Genomic DNA, 24,878 nt, shown 5'->3' on the forward strand with positions numbered 1-24,878 from the left:
CATGACCGACACCTTTTCCGCCGCCTCGGCCTCGCGCGAACTGATCGCCTTCCGCATCGGCGAGCAGGAGTTCTGCGTCGATATCATGTCAGTGCGCGAGATCCGGGGCTGGACCCCGGCCACCCCCTTGCCGCGGGCCCCCGGCTTCATGAAGGGGGTGATCAACCTCCGCGGCGCCGTGCTGCCGATCGTCGACCTCGGCGCCCGCTTCGGGCTCCGCACATCCGAGCCGACGGCCCGGCACGTCATCATGGTGGCGCGGATCGGCGACCGTACCGTGGGTCTGCTCGTCGACGCTGTCTCCGACATCATCCAGCTGACCGACGAGCAGGTGCAGCCGACGCCCGACATCGCCAGCGACCACGTGAAGACCTTCGTCAAGGGCATCTTCGCCATCGACGGCCGCATGATCAGCCTGATCGAACTCGACCGCATCGTGCCCGAAACCGAAGCCGAGGCCGCATGACCACCGTCGCCGGGCGCAATACGCTGGTCGAAGGCGAGTTCGTCTTCACTGCGGAGGATTTCCGCCACATCGCCGAAATCCTGCACAGCTATGCGGGCATCGCCCTGAACGAGGGCAAGGCCGCCCTGGTCTATTCACGGCTGGCCAAGCGGCTGCGCGTGCTCGGCCTGCGCAGCTTCAGGGACTATTGCGCCCTGATCCAGGGTGTCGACGGCGTCGATGAACGGCAGATCATGACCGCCGCCCTGACCACCAATGTGACCCGCTTCTATCGCGAGCCGCACCATTTCGACCATCTGCGCGACGAGGTGATGCCGGCCCTCGTCGAGCGCGCCCGCGCCGGCGGCCGGGTGCGCCTATGGTCGGCCGCCTGCTCGAACGGGCAGGAACCCTATTCCATGGCCATGACGGTTCTGTCGGTCCTGCCCGAGGCAGCCGATCTGGACGTGCGAATCCTGGCCACCGACATCGATCCCAACATGGTCGCCGAGGGCGTCGCCGGCGTCTATTCCAAGGAGGCTCTGGAGGCCGCACCGGCCTTGCTGCGCCATCGCTTCTTCGACAAGGTCCCGGCCCAGGGCGCCGACCGGCTGAGCGCCGGCCCGTTGCTTCGCCGACTGGTGTCGTTCAAGGAGCTGAACCTGATCGGCGACTGGCCGATGCGGGGCAAGTTCGACGTCATCTTCTGCCGCAACGTCGTCATCTATTTCGACGACGCCACCCAGGAGCGGGTCTGGAGCCGGTTCACGCCGCTGATGGCGCCGGGCGCCACCCTCTACATCGGCCATTCGGAACGGGTCAGCGGCCCGGCCGCCAAGCGGCTGCAGACCAGCGGCCTGACCGCCTACAGGCTGGCGTCATGACCGTGCGCGTCCTCGTCGTCGACGACTCCCCGACCATGCGCGGCCTGATCACGGCGGCGCTGCGCCGAGACCCGGAGATCGAGGTCGTCGGCTCGGCCGCCGACCCGCTGGAGGCGCGCGAGGCGATCAAGCGACTGAACCCCGACGTCATCACCCTCGATATCGAGATGCCCAACATGAACGGGCTGGAGTTCCTCGAGAAGATCATGCGCCTGCGGCCGATGCCGGTGGTGATGGTCTCGACCCTGACCCAGGCCGGCGCCGAGATCACCCTCGCGGCGCTGGAACTGGGCGCGGTGGACGCCGTCGGCAAGCCGTCCGCGGGGATTACGGCCGTCGAGGCCTTCGCCGACCTGGCCAGCCGGGTCAAGGTCGCGGCGCGTTCGCGGGTCCGCGCCGGCGGCGCCATCCCGCCCGCCCGCCCGTCCGCCGACTACCGGGTCAATCTGGATCTGGTGCTGGCCATCGGCGCCTCCACCGGCGGCGTCGAAGCCCTGCTGGCCGTGATCTCGGCCTTCCCCGCCGACGGCCCCGCCACCGTTGTCACCCAGCACATGCCGGCGACCTTCACCCGCAGCTTCGCCGCGCGCCTCGACAAGGCTTCGGCGGCGACCGTGATGGAGGCCGAGGACGGCATGCCCCTGGCGCCCGGAACCGTCTACATCGCCCCGGGCGGGGACACCCATCTGGAGGTTTCCGGGATCACGCCGCGATGCCGTCTGGTGCGCTCCGGCACGGTCAGCGGCCACCGGCCGTCCGTCGACGTCCTGTTCCGGTCCGTCGCCCGGCTGCGCCGCCCCATGGCCGGCCTTATCCTGACCGGCATGGGCCGCGACGGAGCCGAGGGCCTGCTGGAGATGCGCCAGGCCGGAGCCCGCACCCTGGGTCAGGACGAGGCCAGCAGCGTGGTCTACGGCATGCCCAAGGCCGCCTTCGAGCTCGGCGCTGTCGAACGTCAACTGCCCCTGAGCCGCATACCCTCCGCCATTCTCGAACTCTGCGCGGCCCGCCCGCGCGACGCCGCACCTGTTGCTTGAGGACCGACCCATGCCCGCCGCCGCCGCCATCCACACCCTCATCGTCGACGATCAGGCCTCGATGCGCGCCCTGATCCGCACCAGCATGCAGCAGCTCGGATTCCGTGAATTTCGCGAGGCTGGCGACGGCGAGGCCGGACTGCGCCACATGCTGGCCCAGCCGGCCCATCTGATCATCTCGGATTTCAACATGCCGGTGCTGGACGGTCTGGGCCTGCTTCGGGCGGTCCGGGCCCACCCGCCCACGGCCGGCGCCGCCTTCATCATGCTGACCGGCCGGGCCGACCGCGACCTGGTCGCCCGCGCGGTCCAGTTCGGGGTCAACAACTACCTCGTCAAGCCCTTCACCGTGGCCCAGCTGAAGGAGAAGATCGAAACCGTTTTTGGTGGGCTGACATGACGACGGCGCTGCTGGACCCGGCCGCCTCGCACCGCGTTCACGTAGGCCAGGGCGAGCACTATGTGACGGCCGACCCCGGGGTGATGCTCACCACCATCCTGGGCAGCTGCGTCGCCATGTGCCTGCGCGATCCGGTGGCCGGAATCGGGGGCATGAACCATTTCCTTCTGCCGGACGGAGTCGCCTGCGGGAAGGACGCCGGTCGTCGCTACGGCGCCTATGCCATGGAGATCCTGATCAACGACTGCCTGAAGATGGGCGGCCGGCGGGACCGGTTCGAAGCCAAGCTGTTCGGCGGCGGCCGCATGTTCGACTCCCTGCAGGACGTGGGCCGCGCCAACGCCGATTTCGCCGAACGTTTTCTGCGCGACGAGGGGATCGCCGTGGCGGGCGGCAGCCTGAGAGGCGCTGGCGGCCGCCGGGTCCAGTACTGGCCGGTGACCGGACGAGCCCTGCAAAGGCCGGTGGCCGACCACAGCCCGCCGCTCGCGGCCGTGCTGGCGGCGCGGCCGGTCGTCGCCCCCGACGCCGGCGCCGTGGAGCTGTTCTGATGACGCCGTCGCAATCCCGGGCCCTGTTCGCCGGCCTGTCCGTCGAGCTCCGCGCCATGATGGAGACGGTGGAAGGCCTGTCGGGTCTCGTCACTGAGCATGCCTGGCAGGCCCTCCCCGAGCGTCGACATGGCGTTCTGGTCCAGGCGCAGGCGGTCGATGACCTGAGCCAAAAGCTGGATTCCCTCCGGGCCCTGGCAGGCGCCCTGTCGACCGGCGCCCCGGTGGAGGACGCCCTCGCGTCCATTCCCCTGGCCGCGCTGGCGGTCCGGCTCCAGGCCGCCGCCCTCTCCGCCCCACCCGAGGTGGAGCCCGCATCCCGCCCTGGCGACCTCCTGCTGTTCGGGTGAGATTATGGCCCGTCGTTCCAGAGGATCCGATCGCGTCAACCTCGACCACGCCACCCTGCTGCTTATCGACGACAATTCCCAGGCTCTCGATATCCTCAGCTCGGTGATCCAGGGGTTCGGGGTTCGGGAGCAGATTCGCTGCGACTCCGCGCTCGAGGCGACCGAGATCGTCAAGCGCCGGACGGTGGATCTGATCCTCGTCGACTGCGCCATGCCCGACATGGACGGCTATGACTTCGTCCGCTGGCTTCGCCATGAGACACCTCGCCCCACCTGCCTGACGCCGGTCATCATGCTGACCGGCCATGCCGCCGCCTCGAAGGTGAAAAAGAGCCTCGACTGCGGCGCCAGCTTCGTGGTCACCAAGCCCTTGACCCCCACCATCCTGCTCGAGCGCATCGTCTGGCTGGCCACCGACGAGCGCGAGTTTGTCGAATCCGAAGACTACAGAGGGCCCGACCGAAGAGTACGGCACCTCGGCCCGCCCCTGAACGTCGCCGGACGCCGCAAGGGAGACCTGTCGACCCACGTCGGCCAGGCCGTGGAGGAGAACATGGACCAGTCCGACATCGACACATTATTCAAGCCGCGCCGGGTGGCCCTGTGACCGTGGTCCGCAACTTCAACACCCAGAAGAGCAGCCTGGCCGTCCAGATGGCCAGGCCTGGAGGCCGCACCGTGAGTGAGGCGATACGGGCGGCGGAAGCCGGGCTGGAAAGCCATCGCGAGGAGGGCATGCGGTCGCTGGCGGTGACCCTCGCCCGCCTTGAAGCCGCTTGCGCCGCTCGCGGCGAAGGAGCCGAAGCCCAGGTCTATGAACTCGCCTCGGCCTTTGCCGACGCGGCCGGCTTTTTCGACACTGGCCCCCTCTACGCCGCCGCCTTCAGCCTATGCGAAACCAGCGATCGGATGATGGCGGGGGGGTGTTGGCGATGGCCACCAGTGGAGGTCCACGTCCGCGCGATGCGGCTGATCCTCGCCGCCGGCTGTGAGTCCACCGAAGCGACACGCATACTCCAGGAAGGCCTTGCGTCGATTGTAGCGCGACTTCCCAGGCAGTCGGGTTAACAGTCTGACTGACGGCTCCCATTGACGCCCCCTTGGGGTCCTCCCGCCGGTTGGTGGCTCCGCAACGGGCCGAACCGGATTCGGGTGCGACACCCCGTCTGCTTTGTGGCGTTCGGCGAATGTCCGCCTCTGGCGCTATGCGGGCCTCGGCGTGGGGAGGGTTGGTCGAGGCGCCGGTAGCCGAGGACTTCACGGCTTGCGAGCGCGGGCCAAGTTTACGCAATAATCGAGCGGCGCCAGGTAGCTTAGGTGCCGAGCGAGTCACGGTTGGCGCCGGTGTAAGCTGCAATAGATCGCAAAAGACGCCGAAATCACCAACAGTTTATTGATTTGAATTTCTTCAATGTTTTCAAAATCTCATTCCTGGTTCGGTGTACTGATCGGTCCCATGACGTTAGGGTAGGAAAAATCGTAATATAAACAGATACTTGTATAGAAATGCGCAATCGAGCGGGAGTGAGGCGTTCGAAAATAATCAATATTAATCAATATGTTATCGAAATTTTTCGTATCACAACCCAGATGATCAATTGGACTCCTCTTGACTCTAAGCCGTTGAAATACAACGGCTCGGTCCAGGATCTAGCCTAGGCAGGCTCTGAGGTCTGACGGCATTTTTGACGGCGTCAGTTATCGCCAGCGACGACTGGCTCGGATCAGTCGCTCGACATTCTGACCTGCCCTGGTGGCTCAACGAAACCTGGCGTCAGGCCGGCAATCCGTTCTGCTTTCGCAGGCTTTTGTCGAAGGCGGATTCGGGGACGAAACGGCGCAGGAAGCTGACCTGGCGCGCCATTTTTCCCGCCGCGTAGCGCCTCTTCGGGACGAACGTGGTCGCCGCTTCGACAATCGTCCTGGCGACGACTTCCGGGGCGTCGCCGGTTTCTATTGCTTTCCTCATGATCACATTCATGCCGGCGCGCGCGGAGTCATAGATGTCAATCAATAGGTCTGGCCTGGCTTGGTTTTCTTCAAATGCCGTCCTGGTATAGGCGGGCTCGACCAACACAACGCGAATGCCAAAGGTGCGAAGCTCGTGGTCAAGCGACTCGGAATAGCCTTCGATGGCATGCTTGGTCGACGCATAAACGGCGGAATAGGGAGCCGGGATCAAGCCCAGCACCGAACTCACATTGACGATTCTGCCTTTCCCCTGGTGGCGCATGGCCGGTAGCACCGCCCTGGTCATGCGTAGAACGCCGAAGACATTCACGTCGAACAGCGCTTGCGCCTGGACCGTCGAGGACTCCTCCGCGGCGCCGAGCAGACCCATGCCGGCATTGTTGACGAGTAGATCGATGCGGCCGGCCTCGGCCAGGACCCGCTCGACCAGTTTCGCCACGGACTCATCGTCGGTAACGTCACAGGCCAGCATAGTAGTGCCGTCGGATCTCTCCGCCGCGACGCGGCGGCTGGTTCCGAACACCCGAAAGCCCTCATTCCGCAAGGCCTTGGCGGTGGCGAGACCGATGCCGGAGGATGCGCCGGTCACCAGGGCGACGCTAGGATTGGTCGTATTCATGAGGACTACTTCCTTTTCTTTACTCTTCAGAGGCATGGACGTTCCTTTCGGGCCGCCGTGCATCAGCCCGGTGGCGCCAGGTGTACTGAGGGGTCAGCCGGCCACTCGATATTCCGTGACACCGGCCCGCAACCTTCAGGATGGCCCGCGGCCATGCCGGGCATGCTGGTTTCGCGGCGCCGCGAGCGGCGGCGGCGGGATAGTCAAAGCCATCGGCGAACCTCGGCCTTGTAGCGGCGGTATTCGTCGCCAAATTTTGCTTCGAGATAGCGCTCCTCGCGGGCGATAGCCTGCGTCTGGATCGCGATCAGCACCAACGGGAGTAAGGCGAAGGCGATCGGCCCGTCGAAGCCGATCGCAAGGCCGGCATAGACAAGGGCCATTCCGAGATACATGGGATTGCGGGTCCACCGATAGGGACCGGTCGTTGCGATGAGGGTCGTTGGCTGCGACGGCGGAACATTTGTGCCCAGCCGCCGGAACAGCCCCGCCGCCGCAAGCATCATCGCCGCGCCGGCAACGAACAGCAGCGCGCCCGTCGCGGCCAGCAACAGCCAGTCAATGCCGAAAGAGCGCAGGGTGACGAACTGCTCCGCCGCCAGCCCCAACAGCAGCGCTCCCAGATAGACGAAGGGCGGAGGGAAGCGCACGCCCGCGCTGTCCGGTTCGACGGCTATGCTCATCTCCAATCTGTCCTCTCAAACCAGCATCGACTGCTGGGCGAAGATGCCCGCCATCGCGCCGTGCGATGATGCCAGGGTGACCGATGGCGGCGTGATGGGGTTGGCGAGGTCGCCGGCGGCGTAGATGCCGGGCATGCTGGTTTCGCGGCGCTCGTCGACCTTGAGGATGATGCCTAGGGGCGTATCGACCGTGGCGAGGCCCAGTGCTTCATGCAGGCTCGCGGACGGCTTGTTGCGCGGATGGGCGAACAGGATGTCGACCGCGACATTGGCGCCGGTGTCGAGATTGAGGGTGGCGTTATGGTCCCCATGACGGACGATCTCGATGATCCGGCCATCGATGAAAGGCGTATTGCGGCGCGCCAGATCGGCCCGGACATCGGGCGGAATGTCGTGGCCATCGGCGAAGACCGTCAACCTGTCGGTCCAATCGTGGAACAGCCGGACCTGATTCATCGACTGTGGGCCGGACCAGACGAGGCCCCAATGCTGGCCGGCGACTTCAAAGCCGTCGCAATAGGGGCAGGGCACGATGGACGTGCCCCAGCCTTCGGCAAAACCCGGAACATCAGGCATCTGGTCGACGACGCCATAGCTCAGGATCAAGCGGCGCGCGCCAAGGCTTTCGCCATCGCCAGTGAGGACCGAGAAATTGTCGATGGCGCCGGAAATGCTGTCGGCGCGGGCGTTGACCAGCCTGACCGCGGGATAGCGCGCCAGCTGCCGCCGCGCCTCGGCCAGGATGTCCGATGGCGGCTTGTGATCGTGGCCCAGCACCCCGTGCGAGTGGCCGGCGAAGCGGTTGCGCGGCAGGCCGGTATCAAGAACGGTGACCTCGCGGCGGGCGCGGCCGAGCTGCAGGGCGGCGGCGAGACCGGCAAAGCTGCCGCCGATGATGATGACGTCATCCATGGTGATGGGCTCCGTGTCGCGGATGGAGGGGGTCCGGCTGGGCCTGGTGCGCAATATCGTCCAGCGATACGCGCTGGGACGGGCAGCGAGCAGGGCTTCGGCAAAGTCGCCCGGTGACGACTACGCGTCGCATGACGTCGCTCCCTCGCTGACGGATTGCGGACAAGCTTGGGTCGAGGCGCGGGTTGCCGCTTCGGACGACCATCCACCGCCCAGAACCCGGAACAGGCCGACTGAGGCCCGCGAGGCGTCGGCGCGTGCCGTGGCGGCGGCGTCCTCGACGTCGAGCAGGCGTCGTTGAACGTCCAGCGCATCCTTCAGACTCAAACCGCCAAGATCGTAGGCCGTCCGCGCTGTCGCGCTGGCCCGCGTCAGCGCGGCCCGACTCTCCGCCAGTTCGAGCGCATGTCGATTGCCGCGCGCCAGACGGGAGAAGCCGTCCTCGGCCTCCGACGCGGCTCGCAAGATGGTCAGGCGATAGGCCGCCGCGGCCTCGCGCGTCCGGCCTCGCGCAGCCTCGACGCCGCCCCGTGCAGCGCCGAAGTCGAATAGCCGGCCGGACAGGCCGGCCGAGCCCGCGGCCTGCAGGGTTTCGTCGGACAAAAGCCCTGACAGGCCCGAGGACAGGAAGCTGACCAGGCCCTGGATGGTGAGGCGGGGATAGTAGGCCGTCACGGCTTCGGTGACCCGGGCGTCCGCAGCCGCCAGCCGGCTTTCGGCAGCGACGATGTCGGGCCTGCGCACCAGGAGGGCGGCGGGACCGTCGTCGGTCGTGACCGCCAGGGCGGCGGGGATGACGCCCTCGCCGAGAATGGCGGCGGCATGGCCCGGGGCCCGCCCCGACAACAGATCGATGCGATTGAACGCCTCGTCGCGTCCCGCCTCCACCAAGGGAAGCATGGCCCTGGACGCCGAGGCGTCGGCGCGGGCCTGGTCCATCTCGAAGCGCGACGCTGCGCCTTCCGCGTGGCGAAGGGCGACGAGATCGAGCACTTCATCCGTGGTGCGCACCCGCGCCCGGGCGATTGTAACCCGGGTCTGGAGTTCCCGGGCGGTGATGTAGGCGTTGGCGATCTCGGCGGCGACGCTCAGCCGGGCGCCTTCGACATCGATCGCCGCCGCCCTCTGGTCCGAGGCAGCGGCCCGGCGCGCGGCTGACAGTCGGCCGAAGAGATCCAGCTCCCAGGACGCCGCGGCGCTCAGGCCGTAGAGATCGCCGGTCCTGTCGTAGTCAGGAGACGCCGACGCCATCCGTGCCAGGGGATCCTCGAGGGACTGCCGCTGTGTCGATCCGGATGCGCCGAACGTCGCGGAGGGCAGGCGGTTGGAGGTTACGACCCGCGACGCCCCGGCAGCCTGCTGCAGCCGGGCGGCGGCCGCTTCGATGTCCAGGTTGCCGAGCAGGGCGTCCTCGACCACGCGATCGAGCACCGGGTCGCCGAAAGCACGCCACCAGTTCGGCTCGAGGCGAGCCGTCGGCAATCCTTCGGCTTCGAGCGTCGAGGCGGCGAAGGCTGCCGGCAGAGCCACAGGCGGCGTCGGTGACGGCTGGCTCGCGCAGGCGGACAGCGATATCGTGGCCAGCAGGATGGCAGGTAGAGGCGCCCTCATGGGGAAGTCCCTTGCTTGATGTAGAATGACGAGATATATCATATTTCATGAAAAGCAAGTCGCATATTCCCTCGGTTGGAGCGAAGCGTCCCGGCCGGCCCAGCGTCGATCGCCGGGAGGAAATTCTGGCGGCCGCCGAGCGGCTCTACGAATCCATCGGGTTCGACAAGACGACGATCGGCGACGTCGCTCGCGAGTTGGGAATGTCGCCCGCCAACCTCTACCGCAGTTTCCCGAACCGCCAGGCGATCAATGAGGCCATCGCCGCGCGCGCACTGGCCGTCATCGAGGATCGGGCCTGGGCCGAGGCTCGGGCGACCCGCGATCCCGGCGAGGCTCTGGAGGCGCTGAGCCGGGCCGTGCTGGAGGAAACGCTTCGCCTGTCGTTCAGCGAACAGCGCGTGAATCAGCTTTGCGCCGTGGCGGCGCGGGAAAAATGGCCGGTCGTCGATGCCTACCTGGACGGCTTGCGGGGCGCGGTTCGCCACGTCCTCATGGAAGGGCAACGCAGGGGCGTCTTCGCGAAGGGCGACCCTGAAATCCTGGCTGACACCGTTTGCGCCGCCCTGACCCGGATTTGGCACCCGCACATGATCGAGGTTTTCGGCGCGGAGGATCTGGCGGCCACGAGCGACCGCATCTGCCGTCTGCTCGTCCAAGGGCTGCGCACCAGTTAGCATAGGTCAAATTCATAAAATGATTGATGAGGTAATTTTTCATCTTTCATTCCTTTGATGACGGCGCTAGGTGTGTGGGAAAGCGAACTCTTTCGAGGCTTTCCGATGCTCGTCCCGTCCCCGCGTCCTCTTGCGATCCTCCTTGTCCTTGCCCTTGCCGCCTGTGGATCGGGCGCACCCAACGAAACGGCGGGGGGCCCGCTGGTCCGCACGACCGTCGTTGGCGGCGCCGAAGCAGCGCCCCTCCGTTACACCGGGGTGGTTCGATCCCGCACCGAGAGCGACCTGGGCTTCCGCGTCGGCGGCAAGGTCGTGCAACGGCTCGTCGATCCCGGCCAGCGGGTTCGGCGCGGACAGGTTTTGATGCGCATCGACGCGACCGACCTGCAGCTTCAAGCCAGTGCATCACGAGATCAGGTCCGCTCCGCCGAGGCCCAGGCGGCGCAGGCCACAGCGGAAGAAGCCCGCCAGCGCCGGCTGCTCGACGCTGGCGCGGTGTCTCGCTCCGCCTATGACGCCGCGCTCGCGGCATCGGAGTCGGCCCAAGCCGCCGTCGCCGCCGCCCGGTCGGGGGCGCGCCAAGCCGGCAACCAGGCCAGCTACGGCACCCTGGTCGCGGATGCCGACGGCGTCGTCACCGAGGTTCTGGCCCAGCCGGGGCAGGTGGTTGCGCCCGGCGCGGTGGTCGTGAGGCTGGCGCGCGCCGGGAATCGCGAGGCGGCGATCGCCGTGCCGGAAACCCAGCTCGCCACCCTGCCAAGAACCGGTCAGGCCTATCTGTACGGCTCGACAACGCCGATCCCCGCCCAGCTGCGCGAGGTAGCCGGCGTCGCCGATCCCCTGACACGCACGTTCGACGCCCGGTTCGTGCTCAGCCAGTCCGAAATCCCGCTCGGATCGACCGTGACGGTGGAGCTGCCCCGTGCGACCGCCGCCGAGATCCAGGTGCCCCTCACGGCGCTTCACGATCCAGGCTCAGGGCCCGGCGTCTGGGTTGTCCGCAACAACAAGGTGACCTTCCGGCCCGTCCGCATCGCGCGTCTCGGCGAGGAGGCGGCGTCGATCATCGCCGGTTCGTTCGCCGCAGGCGACAGAATCGTGACCTTGGGCGCCAACCGGCTTCGCGAAGGCCAGGCGGTGCGGCTGGCCGCTCAGACCTCGGCGGTGCGCCCGTGAAGATTCCCAATCTTTCGGCGGCAGGTGTTCGCCACCCGTCGGTCACCCTGTTCCTGATTCTGGCCGTGCTTGCGGCGGGGGCCTTCGCCTTCCTGAACCTGGGACGCGCGGAGGATCCGACCTTCACCATCAAGGTGCTGACGGTCACGGCCGTCTGGCCGGGCGCGACGGCGGAAGAGATGCAGGACCAGGTCGCCGACCGGCTTGAGAAGCGGCTGCAGGAACTGCGCTACTACGACCGCGTCGAGACCCAGGCGCGGCCCGGAGTCGTCACCATGACGTTGACGCTGCAGGACGCCACCCCTCCCGGGACCGTGCAGGACGAGTTCTATCAGGCCCGCAAGAAGCTGCAGGACGAGGCCGTCAACCTGCCGCGGGGCGTGATCGGCCCGATCGTCAATGACGAGTATTCGGATGTCTATTTCGGCCTCTTCGCGCTCCAGGCCGTCGGCATGCCGCATCGTGAACTGGTCAGCGAGGCCGAGGTCATGCGCGAGCGGCTGCTGCAGGTCGATGGGGTCAAGAAGGTCACCATCATCGGCGAACAGCCCCAGCGCATCTTCGTCGACCTGTCGAACCGCCGGCTCGCCACGCTCGGCATCGCGCCCGACCGCATCATCGGGGCCCTGGCCCAGCAGAACCTGCTGACAGGCGACGCGACGGTTCAGACCGGAGCCCAGTCGGTCAACATCCGCGTCGGCGGCGCCTTCGACGGTGCCGAGTCGGTGCGCAACACGCCCGTCGCCATCGACGGCCGCAGCTTCAGGCTCGGCGATATCGCCGAGATTCGCCGGGGCTATGCCGATCCGGCGACCTATGTGGTCCGGCACGATGGCGCCCCCGCGATCATGCTGGGGGTGGTCATGCGCGAACGCTGGAATGGCTCGGTTCTGGGCGAGGCGCTGGCCCATGAGGTCGCCGAAATCCGCGCCGAGCTGCCGGCCGGCATGACCCTGACGCAGACGGCCGACCAATCGAAGAACATCGCCTACGCCTACAACGAGTTCATGCTGAAGTTCGTCGTGGCCCTGGGCGTCGTCATGGTCGTCAGCCTGGTCGCGCTCGGCTTCCGGGTCGGCCTGGTCGTCGCGGCCGCCGTGCCCCTGACGCTGTCGGCCGTCTTCGTCATCATGCTGATGACGGGCCGGGACTTCGATCGCATCACGCTGGGCGCGTTGATCCTGTCGCTCGGCCTGCTGGTCGACGACGCCATCATCGCCATCGAGATGATGGTGGTGAAGATGCAGGAGGGGATGGAGCGGACGGCCGCGGCGACCTTCGCCTGGGGCGCGACCGCGGCCCCGATGCTGACGGGTACGCTCGTCACCGTGATCGGCTTCCTGCCCGTCGGCTTCGCCCAGTCCACGGCGGGCGAGTACGCGGGAAACATCTTCTGGATCGTCGCCTTCGCCCTGCTCGTGTCGTGGGTCGTGGCCGTCTACTTCACCCCGTATCTGGGCGTGAAGCTGTTGCCGAAGATCAAGGTGGAGGAGGGCGGGCACGACGCCCTCTACGCCACCAAACGCTATGAGCGTTTCCGGGGCTGGGTCCGGAGCGCAGTCGCCAACCGGGGCAAGGTCTCCCTGGCCGTCCTGGCCGCCCTGTTCGTCGCCGGCGGACTGCTGGCGGTGTTCGTGCCCAAGCAGTTCTTCCCCACCTCCGACCGGCCCGAACTGCTGGTCGAGGTGGCGATGCCGAAGGGCACGAGCATCCGCGCCACCGAGGCTCTGGTCGCCCGTATCGAAACCGATGTCCGCCGTCACGAGGAGGCGATCTACACCGACAGCTACGTCGGCGCCGGCGCGCCCCGCTTCTTCCTGTCCGCCAACCCGGAACTCCCCGATCCCTCCTTCGCCAAGATCGTCATCCTGACCACGGGTCACGAGCACCGCGATGAGCTGCGCAAGATCATCAGCGACCGCATCGCGTCCGGCGCCTATCCCGAGGCCCGGGTTCGCGTCTCGACCCTGCTGTTCGGTCCCCCCGTGCCGTATCCGGTCGCCTTCCGGATCTCCGGTCCCGATCCCGACAAGCTGCGTCAGATCGCGGCCCGGACCGCCGAGATCATGCGCGCCGATCCGCGCACGGTGGACATCAATCTGGACTGGGGTGAGCGCGCGCCGAGCGTCCGGCTGGAGTTCGACGAGGCGCGTCTGAGGCTTCTGGGCCTGGATCCCGCCAGCGTCTCGCAGCAGGTCGGCGCCCTGATGTCCGGCGTCACCGTGTCCCAGATGCGGACCGGGGATCGCACAGCGAACGTCGTCGTCCGCGCCGACCAGCAGGATCGCCGTGATCTGGATGGGCTGGACAACCTGGTCATCAGCACGGCCGAGGGTCGCCCCGTCCCTCTCAGCGGCGTCGCGCGACTGGTTCCGACCTTCGAGGATCCCATCCTGATGCGGCGCGACCGCCAGCCCACGATCACGGCCCGCGCCGACATTGTCCACGGGGTCCAGCCGCCGGTCGTGACCGCCGCCATCCTGCCCAAGCTGGAGGATCTCAAGGCCGGCCTGCCGACCGGCTACGCGATCACGACGGCGGGCTCGGTCGAGGAATCGGCCAAGGCCAACGCCGCCCTGGCCCCACTCTTCCCCTTGATGATCATCCTGATGCTGACCGTCATCATGCTCCAGACGCGGTCGTTCAAGATGACGGGCCTTGTGTTCGCGACGGCGCCACTCGGCATCATCGGCGCCGTGCCGGCCCTGCTCATCACCGGCACGCCGTTCGGGTTCAACGCCATCCTCGGCCTGATCGGTCTGGCCGGAATCCTGATGCGCAACACTCTGATCCTGGTCGATCAGATCGAGGCGGAGCGCGCCCGGGGCCTGGACGAGATCGACGCCGTGGTCGAGGCGACTGTTCGCCGCGCCCGCCCGGTGCTGCTGACCGCCTTGGCCGCCGTGCTCGCCTTCCTGCCGCTGACGCTGTCGACCTTCTGGGGGGCGTTGGCGATCGTTCTGATTGGCGGAACCCTGGTGGGGACGGCGCTCACCCTCTTCTTCCTGCCTGCGCTCTACGTCCTCTGGTTGGTGGGTCGGAACGTGAGGACGCCGACCCATCAAGGAGCTGGATGATGATATGCTGGAAGCCTCCGCTTCGCTCATCTGAGTCGGTAGCGTAGTGGCGGCGGGGCGTTGTCAATACATGTCGAAAGATGTCGTTATTGCTTTGAATTTCTCCAATACTTTCAATAGCTAAAAATGTATTCGGTATGCGGATTGGCGCTGGCCGCAAGATCGCCAACAAAAACGCTCAAAAACAGTAACTTATGGATGGTTGAGCAATCGAGTGGGAGTGAGGGGCGGCGGGCATGCGGGTGCGGCCTCTGGCGAGGGGCTTTGTTGATGGCAAGGCGCCTGGCTGACTGAGCTGATCTGCTCGACCCGGAGTTCTACGGTGGTAGGCTTTCGGTCCCGGCGTCCGCTTCCGGCTTATGAGAGCTTGGTGATGTCGCCGTTCTGCGGGACGCCGCCGGCGAGAGCAGGTGGCCGTGGTCTGGTTTCCGGCGACCAGCCTCAGGCGGTCGCCCGCGCGGCTGAGCGGTTCTTGCACGACGGCTGCGGGAAGATCTCAGGCATGCGCCCCTGACTGACAGAGCGGGCCAGCCAGGTCGGCAGGCGCGAGCCGGCAAACGGTCGATGCGCCTCCGTAATTGTCCGTAGTGCTGTTGTATTTCTTTGACTTGGGCCGGAAGCGCGCGCCAACTCGAAGCATGTGGACGCTCCTGCGAGCCCTTGTCGTCGCCCTCGCCCTGGCCGGGCTCGTCGGTCAGTCCGGCGCCCAGGCGATGCCGCCACACTCGTCCGCCCAGGTCGCCGCGGCGATGGCCGATTGTCCCGATAGCGGCGGCATGGCCGATCAAGACGTTCCCGAGCCGGACCAACCGTGTCCGGATTCGTCGTCGGCCTGCATGGCCAAGCCGGGTTGCGCCGCGCCGCTCGCGTTGCTGCCCGCCGCCGTCAGGGCGCCTGTCCCTGTCGTCACGAGGATGCGGTTGCGGGGCGATCCGCAGGAGAGCCCCGACGAGGCCCGGGCCGCCCGGATTCTGAGACCTCCCAGAGGCCGCGGCTAAGCCCCGTCGAGCCTGCCCGGCGCTGATCCGGGCCACGTCAACGGCGCGATCGCGCCCATAATCCGGATATTCCCATGTTTGCTCCCTCTTGTTGGAGGGCGCGCGCCGACGGCTGCGGTCATCCGCGACTCGCGCGCCGCCCGCTCGCCAGGTGTCAGGCCGCCGCCGCCGCCGTCCTCAGCCTCGCGCTCGCGCCGCCGGCCCTGGCCGGACCGCTGACCTACCATCAGGCGCTGGAACGCGCCGCGGCCGACGCACCCGAGATCCGCGCCCGCGACCTGGCGGTCGAAGCCGCACGGGCGGCGGCGCCCGCCGCCGGGCAGTTGCCCGATCCCGAACTTTTCGTGGCGCTGGAGAACTTTCCGATCTCGGGTCCGATGGCCGGGTCGCCAGGCGCGGACGAGATGACCATGGTCCGGGTTGGCGTCATGCAGGCCGTCCCGAGCGCCGCGCGCCGGCAGGCCGAGCGCCAGGGCGCCGCCGCCGAAGTTGGCGTCGCCGAGATGCAGGCCCGGGTCACCTCACGCGAGGTGCGGGTCGCGACCGCCCTGGCCTGGCTGGACCTGTACTACGCCAAGCGACGCCGGGAGGCGCTCGACGAGGCGCTGGCGGCTCTGGAACCGCTTTGGGACGCCGCCCCCGCCGCCGTCGCTTCGGGCCAGGACCGGCCCGCGGGGGCTCTGTCGCCGGTCCGGCTCAAGGTAGCCCTGGAGGATCGGCGCAGCGCCCTGGTGGCGGCCGAGGGGCGCGCCCGGGCCGAACTCGCCCGCTGGACGGGCGAACCGGAGCCGCAGGTGGCGGGGCCGCCGCCTCAACCGACGCTTGACGAGGAAGCTCTTCGGGCCGGCCTGGACCGGGCGCCGGCGCTTCGCGCCTGGGCGGCGGCCGCGGACCGGGCCGACGCCGACACCGCTCTGGCGCGGGCTGGACGTCACCCGGACTGGAGTTTCGAACTCGGCTACGGCCGCCGCGACCCGCTGTACGGGGACATGCTCTCGGTCGGCGCGCGCGTCAGCCTGCCGCTGTTCGCCAATCGGCGGCAGGACCCGGTGATCGCGGCCCGTGGCGCGGACGCCCGCCGGGTCCGCGTCGAGCGCGAGGCGGCGGCGCGCGCCCTGCGCGCGGCCCTTGAGGCGGATCTCGCCGAGCACCGGATGCACCATGAACAAGGGCTGCGCGCCCGCGACGTGCTGCTGCCCGCCGCGCTCGACCGCTCGTCGCTCGAGACGGCCAGCTATGGCGCCGGGCGGGCCAGCCTGCCGGAGGTCATCGACGCCTTCACCGCGGTGGCCGAGGCCCGCCTCGAGACCCTTGACCGCGAGGCCATGGTCGTCCGCGAGACCGTTCGCATCGCGCTCACCTACGGGGAGGACGCCCTATGATCCGCATTCCCGCAAACCGCCTCCGGCTCGCCGCCGCCGCCGCCGGCCTGCTGGTCGCCGGCGCCGTCGCGGGCGCCGCGGTCGTCCGCTACCTGCCCGTGGGCGACCCGCCCCCGCCGACCACCGCGTCCGAGCGGCGGGTGCTCTATTGGTACGATCCGATGGCCCCCGACCGGCATTTCGACGCCCCGGGCAAGTCGCCGTTCATGGATATGCCGCTGGTCCCTCGCTACGCCGACGAGGCCGGAGCCGGAGGGCAGGCGGGCGTACGCATCGACCCGGCCCTGACCCAGGCCTTGGGGGCCCGCTACGCGACCGTCCAGCGAGGCGTGCTCGGGGGGGGGGCTGACGGTTCCCGCCGTGGTCGACTTCAATCAGCGCGATCTGTCTGTCGTTCAGGCCCGCGCCGGCGGCTTCGTGCAGCGGGTCTATGGCCGGGCGCCGGGAGACGTGATCGCCGCCGGCGCGCCGCTCGCCGACCTGCTGATCCCGGAGTGGGGCGGGGCCCAGGCGGAATACCTCGCCGTCAGGGCGACCGGCGACCCGCGCCTGGCCCAGGCGGCCCGGCAGCGCCTGCTGCTGCTGGGTATGCCCGAGGCCCTTGTCGCCGCGGTGGAACGCACCGGGCGACAGCGGACGACGGTGACGGTGACCAGCCCCTCGGGCGGGGTGATCCGCACATTGGGAGTGCGGGCCGGCATGACGGTCGCGCAAGGCCAGACCCTGGCGGAGGTGAACGGCCTCTCCACGGTTTGGCTGAACGCGGCCGTCCCGGAGGTCCAGGCCTCGCGGCTGCGGGTGGGGCAGGGAGTGGAGGTCGTCTTCACCGGATTCCCGGACGAACGCTTCAGTGGGCGGCTTTCCGCACTTCTGCCGGAGGTGTCCGGCGACAGTCGCACCCTCGTCGGCCGTGTGGAGCTTGCCAACCGCGGCGGTCGCTTGCGGCCCGGCATGTTCGGCCAGGTCGTCTTCGGGGGCGGAACTGAAGAAACCCTGCTGGTCCCGTCCGAAGCGGTCATCCGCACCGGAACCCGGACGCTGGTCATGCTGGCCGAGGCCGACGGGCGCTATCGCGCCGCCGAGGTCCGGGTCGGCCGCGAAACCGGCGGCCGGACCCAGGTCCTCCAGGGCTTGGCCGAGGGCGAGCGGGTCGTCGCTTCCGGCCAGTTCCTGATCGATTCCGAAGCCAGCCTGGCCGGCGTCGCCGCCCGGCCCCTCGCTGAGTCCGCTCCGGGCCCGGCCGAACGGGTCGCCGCTCGGCGAAGCCCCGCTGCAGCTCGCCGGGCCGCCCGGCCGGCGGCGCCGGCCGAGCCGCCGCCGGTCCCGGATCACACCGGACACGGGGGAGCGCACTGATGATCGCCGCTCTCATTCGGCTGTCGGTGCGTGCGCGCGTGCTGGTGTTGATCCTCGCCGCGGCCCTGTTCGCTGCTGGACTGCTGGCCGTGCGCAGCACCCCGGTCGACGCGCTGCCGGACCTCTCCGACGTCCAGGTCGTGATCCGCACCCCATACCCCGGTCAGGCCCCGCAGATCGTCGAGAACCAGGTCACCTATCCGCTGGCGACCACCATGATGTCGGTGCCGGGGGCCCGGACCGTGCGCGGCTATTCCTTCTTCGGCGACAGTTTCGTCTACGTCCTGTTCGAGGACGGGACGGATCTCTATTGGGCCCGCTCGCGGGTGCTGGAGTACCTCAACCAGGTCCAGGCGCGGTTGCCCGAGACCGCGCGCCCCGCCCTGGGGCCCGACGCCACCGGCGTCGGATGGATTTACGAATACGCCCTGGTCGACCGAACCGGGCGGCACGACCTCGCCCAGCTCCGCAGCCTGCAGGACTGGTTCCTGCGCTACGAACTCAAGACCGTGCCCGGCGTGGCCGAGGTGGCGACGGTCGGCGGGATGGTGCGCCAGTACCAGGTCGTGCTCGATCCGGTGAAACTGGTCGCCTACGGCGTCACTCACCAGGCGGTGACAGAGGCGCTGCAGCGGGCCAACCAGGAGACGGGTGGCTCGGTGCTGGAGTTGGCCGAGGCCGAATACATGGTCCGCGCCGGCGGCTATCTGGCCGACCTGGACGACTTCCGCGCTGTTCCGATCCGCACCGCCGCGGGCGGCGTGCCCGTGCGCCTGGGCGATGTCGCCACCGTCCAGGTTGGACCCGAAATGCGCCGGGGCGTCGCCGAGTTGAACGGGCAAGGCGAGGTTGTCGGCGGCGTCGTCGTGCTCCGGTCGGGCGAGAACGCCCGGGCCGTCATCGGCGAGGTTCGGACGCGGCTGGAGGCGCTCAAGCCCGGCCTTCCCGCCGGCGTCGAGATCGTCCCGGTCTACGACCGATCCGGCCTGATCGATCGCGCCATCGAGAACCTCAGCGGCAAGCTGCTCGAGGAATTCCTCGTCGTGGCGCTCGTCTGCGGGCTCTTCCTCTGGCACGCCCGCTCGGCCCTGGTCGCCATCCTGACCCTGCCCCTGGGGGTCATGGCCGCCCTGTTGGTGATGAACCTGCAGGGGGTGAACGCCAACATCATGTCGCTGGGCGGGATCGCCATCGCCGTCGGCGCCATGGTCGACGCCGCCGTGGTCATGATCGAGAACGCCCACAAGCATATCGAGCGATGGGAACACGACCATCCGGACGGGACCCTGCAGGGCGACGCCCGCTGGCGTGTGGTGACCGAGGCCGCCGCCGAGGTCGGCCCCGCGCTGTTCCTGAGCCTGGTTATCATCACCCTGTCCTTCGTGCCGGTGTTCAGCCTGCAGGCCCAGGAGGGGCGGCTGTTCGCCCCTCTCGCCTTCACGAAGACCTACGCCATGGCGGCCGCGGCGATCCTGTCGGTCACCCTCGTGCCGGTGCTGATGGGCTATCTGATCCGCGGCCGGATCCCGGCCGAACAGGACAATCCGATCAATCGCCTCCTGACCCGGGCCTATCGCCCGGCGCTCGACCTCACCCTGCGGCGGCCCAGGCTGACGCTCGCGGTCGCCCTGCTGGTCCTGCTCTCGGCGGCCTGGCCGCTTTCGCGCCTCGGCGGCGAGTTCCTGCCGACCATGGACGAGGGCGATCTGCTCTATATGCCGTCCGCCCTGCCGGGCCTGTCGGCCGCGCAGGCTTCCCGCCTGCTGCAGCGGACAGACCGCATGATCGCCGCCGTGCCGGAAGTGAAGACGGTGTTCGGCAAGGCGGGTCGGGCCGAGAGCGCCACCGATCCGGCTCCTCTCGAGATGTTCGAGACCACCATCCAGTTCAAGCCGCGCGACCAGTGGCGTCCGGGCATGACGCCGGAGAAGCTGGTGGAGGAGCTCGACCGCGCTGTCCAGGTTCCCGGGCTCTCCAACGTCTGGGTGCCGCCGATCCGCAACCGGATCGACATGCTCGCCACCGGCATCAAGAGCCCGATCGGGGTCAAGGTCTCGGGGGCCGACCTGGCGGAGCTGGACCGCATCGCCGCCGAGATCGAGGGTGTGGCCAGGGCCGTGCCGGGGGTCAGCTCGGCCCTCGCAGAGCGGCTGACGGGCGGACGCTATATCGATGTCGACATCGATCGCGCCCTGGCCGGCCGCTACGGGCTCAACATCGCCGACGTCCAGTCGATCGTCGCCGGAGCGATCGGCGGGGAGACCATCGGCCAGACCGTCGAGGGGCTGGCGCGCTATCCGATCAGCGTGCGCTATCCGCGCGAGTTGCGTGACAGCGTTGAGGACCTTCGCGCCCTGCCGGTCCTGACGCCGTCGGGCCAGCAGATCACCCTGGGAACCGTCGCGTCGCTGCGTGTCGCCGACGGGCCGCCGATGCTCAAGAGCGAGAACGGACGGCCCTCCACCTGGGTCTATGTCGACGTGCGGGGGCGGGACCTCACATCGGTGGTCGCGGACCTGAGGCAGGCCGTCGCCGGGCAGGTTCGGCTGTCGCCGGGGGTGAGCGTCGCCTACGCGGGTCAGTTCGAATACCTCGAACGCGCCTCCCAGCGGCTGGTGCTGGTCGTTCCGGCGACCCTGCTGATCATCTTCGGCCTGCTCTACCTGACATTCCGTCGGCTCGACGAGGCGCTGCTGATCATGGGCACGCTGCCGTTCGCGCTCGTCGGCGGGGTCTGGCTGCTCTACCTGCTCGGCTACCACCAGTCGGTGGCGACGGGGGTAGGCTTCATCGCCCTGGCCGGCGTCTCCGCCGAATTCGGGGTGGTCATGCTGATCTACCTGCGGCACGCCCTCGCCGACCGGGGCCCGGCGCCGTCGCCCGATCAGGTGGAGACAGCGGTGCGCGAGGGCGCCCTGCTGCGCGTGCGGCCCAAGGCGATGACCGTGGCGGTTATCCTCGCCGGCCTGTTGCCGATCCTCGTCGGCCACGGAGCCGGCTCGGAGGTGATGAGCCGCATCGCCGCGCCCATGGTCGGGGGCATGCTGACCGCGCCCCTGCTGTCCATGCTGGTCATCCCGGCCGGTTACCTGCTGTTGCGGCGCAGGCGGCCGCGTCCGGCGTCCGGCACCCGGCTTCCCGCGGCTGGCGGTGATCGCCCGGCTGTTTGATCTGCAACAAGAGGCGGAGGCCCTGATCAGCGTAAAGGACGTAAATGCGTGTGATCCTGCCGATGCCCGGCAACGAGACCTTCGCCGCGGCCCTGGCTGCGCAAGGCAGCTGGCGACTGGGGGAACTGGAGACCCGCCGCTTTCCGGACGGCGAAAGCTATGTCCGGCTTCTTTCGGACGTGCGCGGCTCGATCGTGGAGATCGTCTGCACCCTGGCCCCGTCGGACGACGCCATCCTGCCGCTGGTCTTCGCCGCGGACGCCGCCCGCGATCTCGGCGCAAGCGCGGTGAATCTCGTGGCCCCCTACCTGGCCTACATGCGGCAGGACCGCCGCTTCAGGCCCGGCGAGGCGATCACCTCCCGAAGCTTCGCCCGGCTGATCAGCGCGACGTTCGACCGGCTGACCACGGTCGATCCCCATCTGCACCGCTACAAGGCGCTCTCCGATCTCTACGACATCGACAGCCAGGTGCTGCATGCCGCCGCGCCGCTCGCCGACTGGATCGCGGCGGAGGTTCACGACCCGCTGATCATCGGGCCGGACGAAGAAAGCGAGCAGTGGGTCTCCGCCGTCGCCGGGCGGGTGGGAGCGCCCCACCTCGTCCTGCGCAAGATCCGGCATGGTGACCGCGACGTGGAGATCGCCGTTCCCGACCTCTCCGGCTTCGGCGGCCGGCGGCCGGTCCTGATCGACGACATCGCCTCGTCCGGACGTACGATGACCGAAGCGGCCCGTCAGCTGCCCGGCCGAGGTCTCGCCAGACCCGTCTGCGCCGTCGTGCACGGCGTCTTCGCGGGCGATGCGTACGACCGGCTTTCGGCGGTGGCCGAGCGCATCGTGTCGACCGACTCCGTCCCCCATCGGAGCAACGCCATCACCCTGGCGCCCCTGGTGGCCGACGCGATCGCACAGAACCTGGACACGGCCGGTCCGGTACGCCGCCGCCGACCCCCGGAGGCGATCGATCCGGTCGAATTGGCCGGTCTGCAATCGTTTCCGGCCAGCGATCCGCCGGGCGGGGCGTCGGACGATGCGTGAACGCCACCCGTTGACGCAGCGCAAGGCCGGAGGCCGGGCGGTGGCCTATGGGGAGGCGTGCAAATGGAGATGAGCCAGAAGCGCATGCGGCGGGAGTCCGATCACCGCGGCCAGGCGAAAGCGCCCGCGCGCCGACTTGATCAAGGAGGCATGTCGTGATCTCCGCGCCCCTCGAAGGCCGGGATGTCTGGGCCGCGGGTTACGGCGTCATCCGGCATGCGCCGGAGACGGTCGCGCGGATCGAGGCGCTCGTGGCCCGCCTGCAGGCGAGCGGCAAGGGCCCGGCGGACGAGCTGTATGGCCGGCTCGCCGCCGCCGACCGCCTGGCCAGCGCCGGCATGTGGACCGTCGCCCACATGACCTATGCGCAGCGCGTCGACCTCTCGGGCGCCGACCTGCCGCCGGACGCGTTCAAGCCTACCCCGGAGGGCCACACCGGCGGGTCCCTCAACATGGTCCCAGCCTTCGTCGGCTACCTCGCCGCGAACGCCCTTTCCGGCCTCACCCGTTCCTGGGTGATGGGCCAGGGCCATTGCGTGGCGGGGATCGAGGCGGTCAACGCCCTGACCGGCGACGTCTCGCCGTCGCAGCGGGGCCGGTACGACCGCAGCGAGGCCGGACTCTCCCGGCTGGCGGCCGACTTCTATTCCTACGCCATCGGACCGGACGGGCGGCCGGCGGTTCCGATCGGCAGCCATGCCGGCGCCAACACCGCCGGGGCGGTTTCGGAAGGCGGATACCTCGGATTCGCCGAGGTCCAGTACGTCCACATGCCCCTGCCGGGCGAGAGCCTGGTCGCCTTTCTGAGCGATGGCGCCTTCGAGGAGCAGAGGGGCTCGGACTGGTCGCCGCGCTGGTGGCGCGCCGAGGACTGCGGCCTCGCCATACCGGTCATGATCCTCAACGGCCGCCGCATCGAGGAGCGCACCCAGATCGCCCAGGAAGGGGGCGCCGCGTGGCTGACGGCGCATCTTCGCCTGAGCGGCTTCGATCCGCTGCTCGTCGATGGGCGTGATCCGGCCGCCTTCGCCTGGGCGATCCTCGAAGCCGAGGACCGGCTGTCGCGTTTCGCCGCCGACCCGTCCCATCGGTATCCGGCGGCCTTGCCGTACGTCATCGCCGAAACGGTCAAGGGCTTCGGCTTTCCGGGCGAGGGCACGAACCTGGCGCACAATCTCCCCCTGGAGACGACGCCCCGGCGGGATGCCGCGGCGCGCCGCGCCTTCCACAGCGCGGCCAGGATTCTGTTCGTCGAACCGAAGACCCTCGATGACGCGGTCAGGGCGCTCGCCACCCACGAGGCACAGGGGCGTCCCCCGGAGAGCCGGCACCCGGCCGCGATGCGCCATCCGCCGGCGCCCGTCCTGCCACAGCCGATCTGGGCCGAGTCGCGGGGGGACGCCGAATGTGCGATGGAGGCGCTCGACGCGTGGTTCGTGAGCCTCGTCGCGGCGAACCCGTCTCTTCGCGTGCGCGTCGGCAATCCCGACGAGCTGCGCAGCAACCACATGGGGCGGACGCTCGATCGCCTTCGTCATCGGGTCAACGAACCGGAGGGCGGAACGCCGGAGTCCGTCGCCGGCGGCGTGATCACCGCCCTCAATGAGGAGGCGGTGGCCGGCGCGGCCCTCGGAAACAAGGGCGGGCTGAACCTGATCGTGAGCTACGAGGCGTTCGCGATGAAGATGCTTGGCGGGCTTCGCCAGGACATCATCTTCGCCCGCCACCAGCGCGAACTGGGCCAGGAGCCGGGCTGGATTTCCGTTCCGCTGATCGTGACCTCCCACACCTGGGAGAACGCCAAGAACGAGCAGTCGCACCAGGACCCGACCATCGGCGAGGCGCTTCTGGGCGAAATGTCCGACACCGCCCGGGTGCTCTTCCCGATCGACGCCAACAGCGCCGTCGCCGCCCTGCGCGATGTCTACGGCCGACGGGGCCAGATCGCCTGCCTGGTCGCGCCCAAACGGCCGGTGGCGCACCGGTTCGCCGGCCCCGAAGCGGAAGCCCTGGTCCGGGCGGGCGCGGCGCACCTCGGCGGTGATCCGGAGGACGCCGAGGTCCAGTTCGTCGCCATTGGAGGCTACCAGGCTGAGGAGGCGCTCAGGGCGGGCCGCCGACTGAAGGCGCGCGGTCATCGCAGCTGCGTGACCGTCCTGCTCGAGCCGGCGCGTTTTCGTTCGTCGCGGGACTCGCTCGAGGCCGGGCACACGGTCGACGACAAAACCCTGGGCGAGCTCTTCCCGAACTCGCTTCCGCGGGTGATCCTCAGCCACACCCGGCCCGAACCGATGCTGGGTCTCCTGCGCCGCCTGGACGGCGGGCCACGGTCAACGACGGCGCTGGGCTATATCAGCCGGGGCGGCACGCTGGACGTCGCCGGCCTGCTGTTCGCCAATCGTTGCAGCTGGGCGCATGTCGTCGACGCGGCCGCCGGCCTTTGCGGCTGGGCCCGCGACGATCTGCTGACCGGCCCCGAGCGGGCAACGCTCGACGGCCACGGCGATCCGGCAGCGCTCTGGACACCGGAGACCTGAGG

20 protein-coding genes are annotated in these 24,878 nt (G+C 68.9%); 16 read left to right on the forward strand and 4 right to left on the reverse strand.

The genetic code is table 11. The annotated features are described in order from the left end of the window. Window position 1 precedes the first annotated feature (1 nt). From Q8Q71_RS06320 to Q8Q71_RS06355, 8 genes are read left to right on the forward strand one after another with little or no spacing between them, the layout of a single operon-like run. Window positions 2-466, forward strand: a complete 465-nt coding sequence (locus tag Q8Q71_RS06320) for a chemotaxis protein CheW (protein WP_305758781.1) — start codon at window positions 2-4, stop codon at window positions 464-466. Next, window positions 463-1,329 carry a protein-glutamate O-methyltransferase CheR gene (locus Q8Q71_RS06325; protein WP_305758782.1) on the forward strand — a complete coding sequence of 289 codons (867 nt, stop codon included), beginning with the start codon at window positions 463-465 and terminating at the stop codon, window positions 1,327-1,329. The genes Q8Q71_RS06320 and Q8Q71_RS06325 overlap by 4 nt, the downstream gene beginning before the upstream one ends. Continuing rightward, the gene (locus tag Q8Q71_RS06330; protein WP_305758783.1) at window positions 1,326-2,366 is read left to right on the forward strand and encodes a chemotaxis response regulator protein-glutamate methylesterase; all 1,041 of its coding nucleotides are present in this window, start codon (window positions 1,326-1,328) and stop codon (window positions 2,364-2,366) included. Before Q8Q71_RS06325 ends, Q8Q71_RS06330 begins: the two co-directional genes overlap by 4 nt. A gap of 10 nt (window positions 2,367-2,376) precedes the next feature. Beyond that, complete coding sequence (locus tag Q8Q71_RS06335) at window positions 2,377-2,766, forward strand: response regulator (RefSeq protein ID WP_305758784.1); 390 nt, start codon at window positions 2,377-2,379, stop codon at window positions 2,764-2,766. Beyond that, window positions 2,763-3,317, forward strand: coding sequence for a chemotaxis protein CheD (locus Q8Q71_RS06340; RefSeq protein WP_305758785.1), 555 nt, complete (start codon window positions 2,763-2,765; stop codon window positions 3,315-3,317). Before Q8Q71_RS06335 ends, Q8Q71_RS06340 begins: the two co-directional genes overlap by 4 nt. Then, the gene (locus tag Q8Q71_RS06345; protein WP_305758786.1) at window positions 3,317-3,667 is read left to right on the forward strand and encodes a hypothetical protein; all 351 of its coding nucleotides are present in this window, start codon (window positions 3,317-3,319) and stop codon (window positions 3,665-3,667) included. Before Q8Q71_RS06340 ends, Q8Q71_RS06345 begins: the two co-directional genes overlap by 1 nt. 4 nt (window positions 3,668-3,671) lie before the next feature. Continuing rightward, window positions 3,672-4,274 carry a response regulator gene (locus Q8Q71_RS06350; protein WP_305758787.1) on the forward strand — a complete coding sequence of 201 codons (603 nt, stop codon included), beginning with the start codon at window positions 3,672-3,674 and terminating at the stop codon, window positions 4,272-4,274. Then, window positions 4,271-4,735, forward strand: a complete 465-nt coding sequence (locus Q8Q71_RS06355) for a chemotaxis protein CheE (protein WP_305758788.1) — start codon at window positions 4,271-4,273, stop codon at window positions 4,733-4,735. Before Q8Q71_RS06350 ends, Q8Q71_RS06355 begins: the two co-directional genes overlap by 4 nt. Before the next feature lie 706 nt (window positions 4,736-5,441). Here Q8Q71_RS06355 and Q8Q71_RS06360 read toward each other — a convergent pair. The 4 genes from Q8Q71_RS06360 to Q8Q71_RS06375 form a co-directional block, all read right to left on the reverse strand. Further along, window positions 5,442-6,257, reverse strand: coding sequence for an oxidoreductase (locus Q8Q71_RS06360; protein WP_305758789.1), 816 nt, complete (start codon window positions 6,255-6,257; stop codon window positions 5,442-5,444). 203 nt (window positions 6,258-6,460) lie between these two features. Then, window positions 6,461-6,940, reverse strand: a complete 480-nt coding sequence (locus Q8Q71_RS06365; RefSeq protein WP_305758790.1) for an isoprenylcysteine carboxylmethyltransferase family protein — start codon at window positions 6,938-6,940, stop codon at window positions 6,461-6,463. A gap of 15 nt (window positions 6,941-6,955) precedes the next feature. Continuing rightward, the gene (locus Q8Q71_RS06370; RefSeq protein WP_305758791.1) at window positions 6,956-7,852 is read right to left on the reverse strand and encodes an NAD(P)/FAD-dependent oxidoreductase; all 897 of its coding nucleotides are present in this window, start codon (window positions 7,850-7,852) and stop codon (window positions 6,956-6,958) included. Window positions 7,853-7,972: 120 nt separating this feature from the next. Next, the gene (locus Q8Q71_RS06375) at window positions 7,973-9,505 is read right to left on the reverse strand and encodes an efflux transporter outer membrane subunit (RefSeq protein ID WP_371315931.1); all 1,533 of its coding nucleotides are present in this window, start codon (window positions 9,503-9,505) and stop codon (window positions 7,973-7,975) included. 5 nt (window positions 9,506-9,510) lie between these two features. Here Q8Q71_RS06375 and Q8Q71_RS06380 point away from each other — a divergent pair, with 5 nt between their 5' ends. The 8 genes from Q8Q71_RS06380 to Q8Q71_RS06415 all read left to right on the forward strand — a co-directional run bounded on the left by Q8Q71_RS06380 (window position 9,511) and on the right by Q8Q71_RS06415 (window position 24,876). After that, window positions 9,511-10,140, forward strand: coding sequence for a TetR/AcrR family transcriptional regulator (locus Q8Q71_RS06380; protein WP_305758793.1), 630 nt, complete (start codon window positions 9,511-9,513; stop codon window positions 10,138-10,140). Between the two features lie 105 nt (window positions 10,141-10,245). Continuing rightward, window positions 10,246-11,316 carry an efflux RND transporter periplasmic adaptor subunit gene (locus tag Q8Q71_RS06385; RefSeq protein ID WP_305758794.1) on the forward strand — a complete coding sequence of 357 codons (1,071 nt, stop codon included), beginning with the start codon at window positions 10,246-10,248 and terminating at the stop codon, window positions 11,314-11,316. Then, on the forward strand, window positions 11,313-14,393 hold the full coding sequence (locus Q8Q71_RS06390; protein ID WP_305758795.1) for an efflux RND transporter permease subunit: 3,081 nt from the start codon (window positions 11,313-11,315) through the stop codon (window positions 14,391-14,393). The genes Q8Q71_RS06385 and Q8Q71_RS06390 overlap by 4 nt, the downstream gene beginning before the upstream one ends. Before the next feature lie 1,072 nt (window positions 14,394-15,465). Beyond that, entirely contained in the window at window positions 15,466-16,773 is a 1,308-nt protein-coding gene (locus Q8Q71_RS06395) for a TolC family protein (protein WP_305758796.1), read from the forward strand. Window positions 16,774-17,133: 360 nt separating this feature from the next. Further along, window positions 17,134-18,129, forward strand: coding sequence for an efflux RND transporter periplasmic adaptor subunit (locus Q8Q71_RS06400; RefSeq protein ID WP_371315932.1), 996 nt, complete (start codon window positions 17,134-17,136; stop codon window positions 18,127-18,129). Next, window positions 18,129-21,299, forward strand: a complete 3,171-nt coding sequence (locus Q8Q71_RS06405; protein ID WP_305758797.1) for an efflux RND transporter permease subunit — start codon at window positions 18,129-18,131, stop codon at window positions 21,297-21,299. Before Q8Q71_RS06400 ends, Q8Q71_RS06405 begins: the two co-directional genes overlap by 1 nt. A 44-nt stretch (window positions 21,300-21,343) precedes the next feature. Then, window positions 21,344-22,339, forward strand: a complete 996-nt coding sequence (locus Q8Q71_RS06410; protein WP_305758798.1) for a ribose-phosphate pyrophosphokinase — start codon at window positions 21,344-21,346, stop codon at window positions 22,337-22,339. Between the two features lie 155 nt (window positions 22,340-22,494). Continuing rightward, window positions 22,495-24,876: a xylulose 5-phosphate 3-epimerase gene (locus Q8Q71_RS06415; protein ID WP_305758799.1), complete on the forward strand. Its 2,382-nt coding sequence runs from the start codon at window positions 22,495-22,497 to the stop codon at window positions 24,874-24,876. The last annotated feature ends 2 nt before the right edge of the window (window positions 24,877-24,878 follow it).

It is taken from the genome of Brevundimonas sp., from assembly GCF_030704825.1.
Lineage (GTDB): Bacteria > Pseudomonadota > Alphaproteobacteria > Caulobacterales > Caulobacteraceae > Brevundimonas.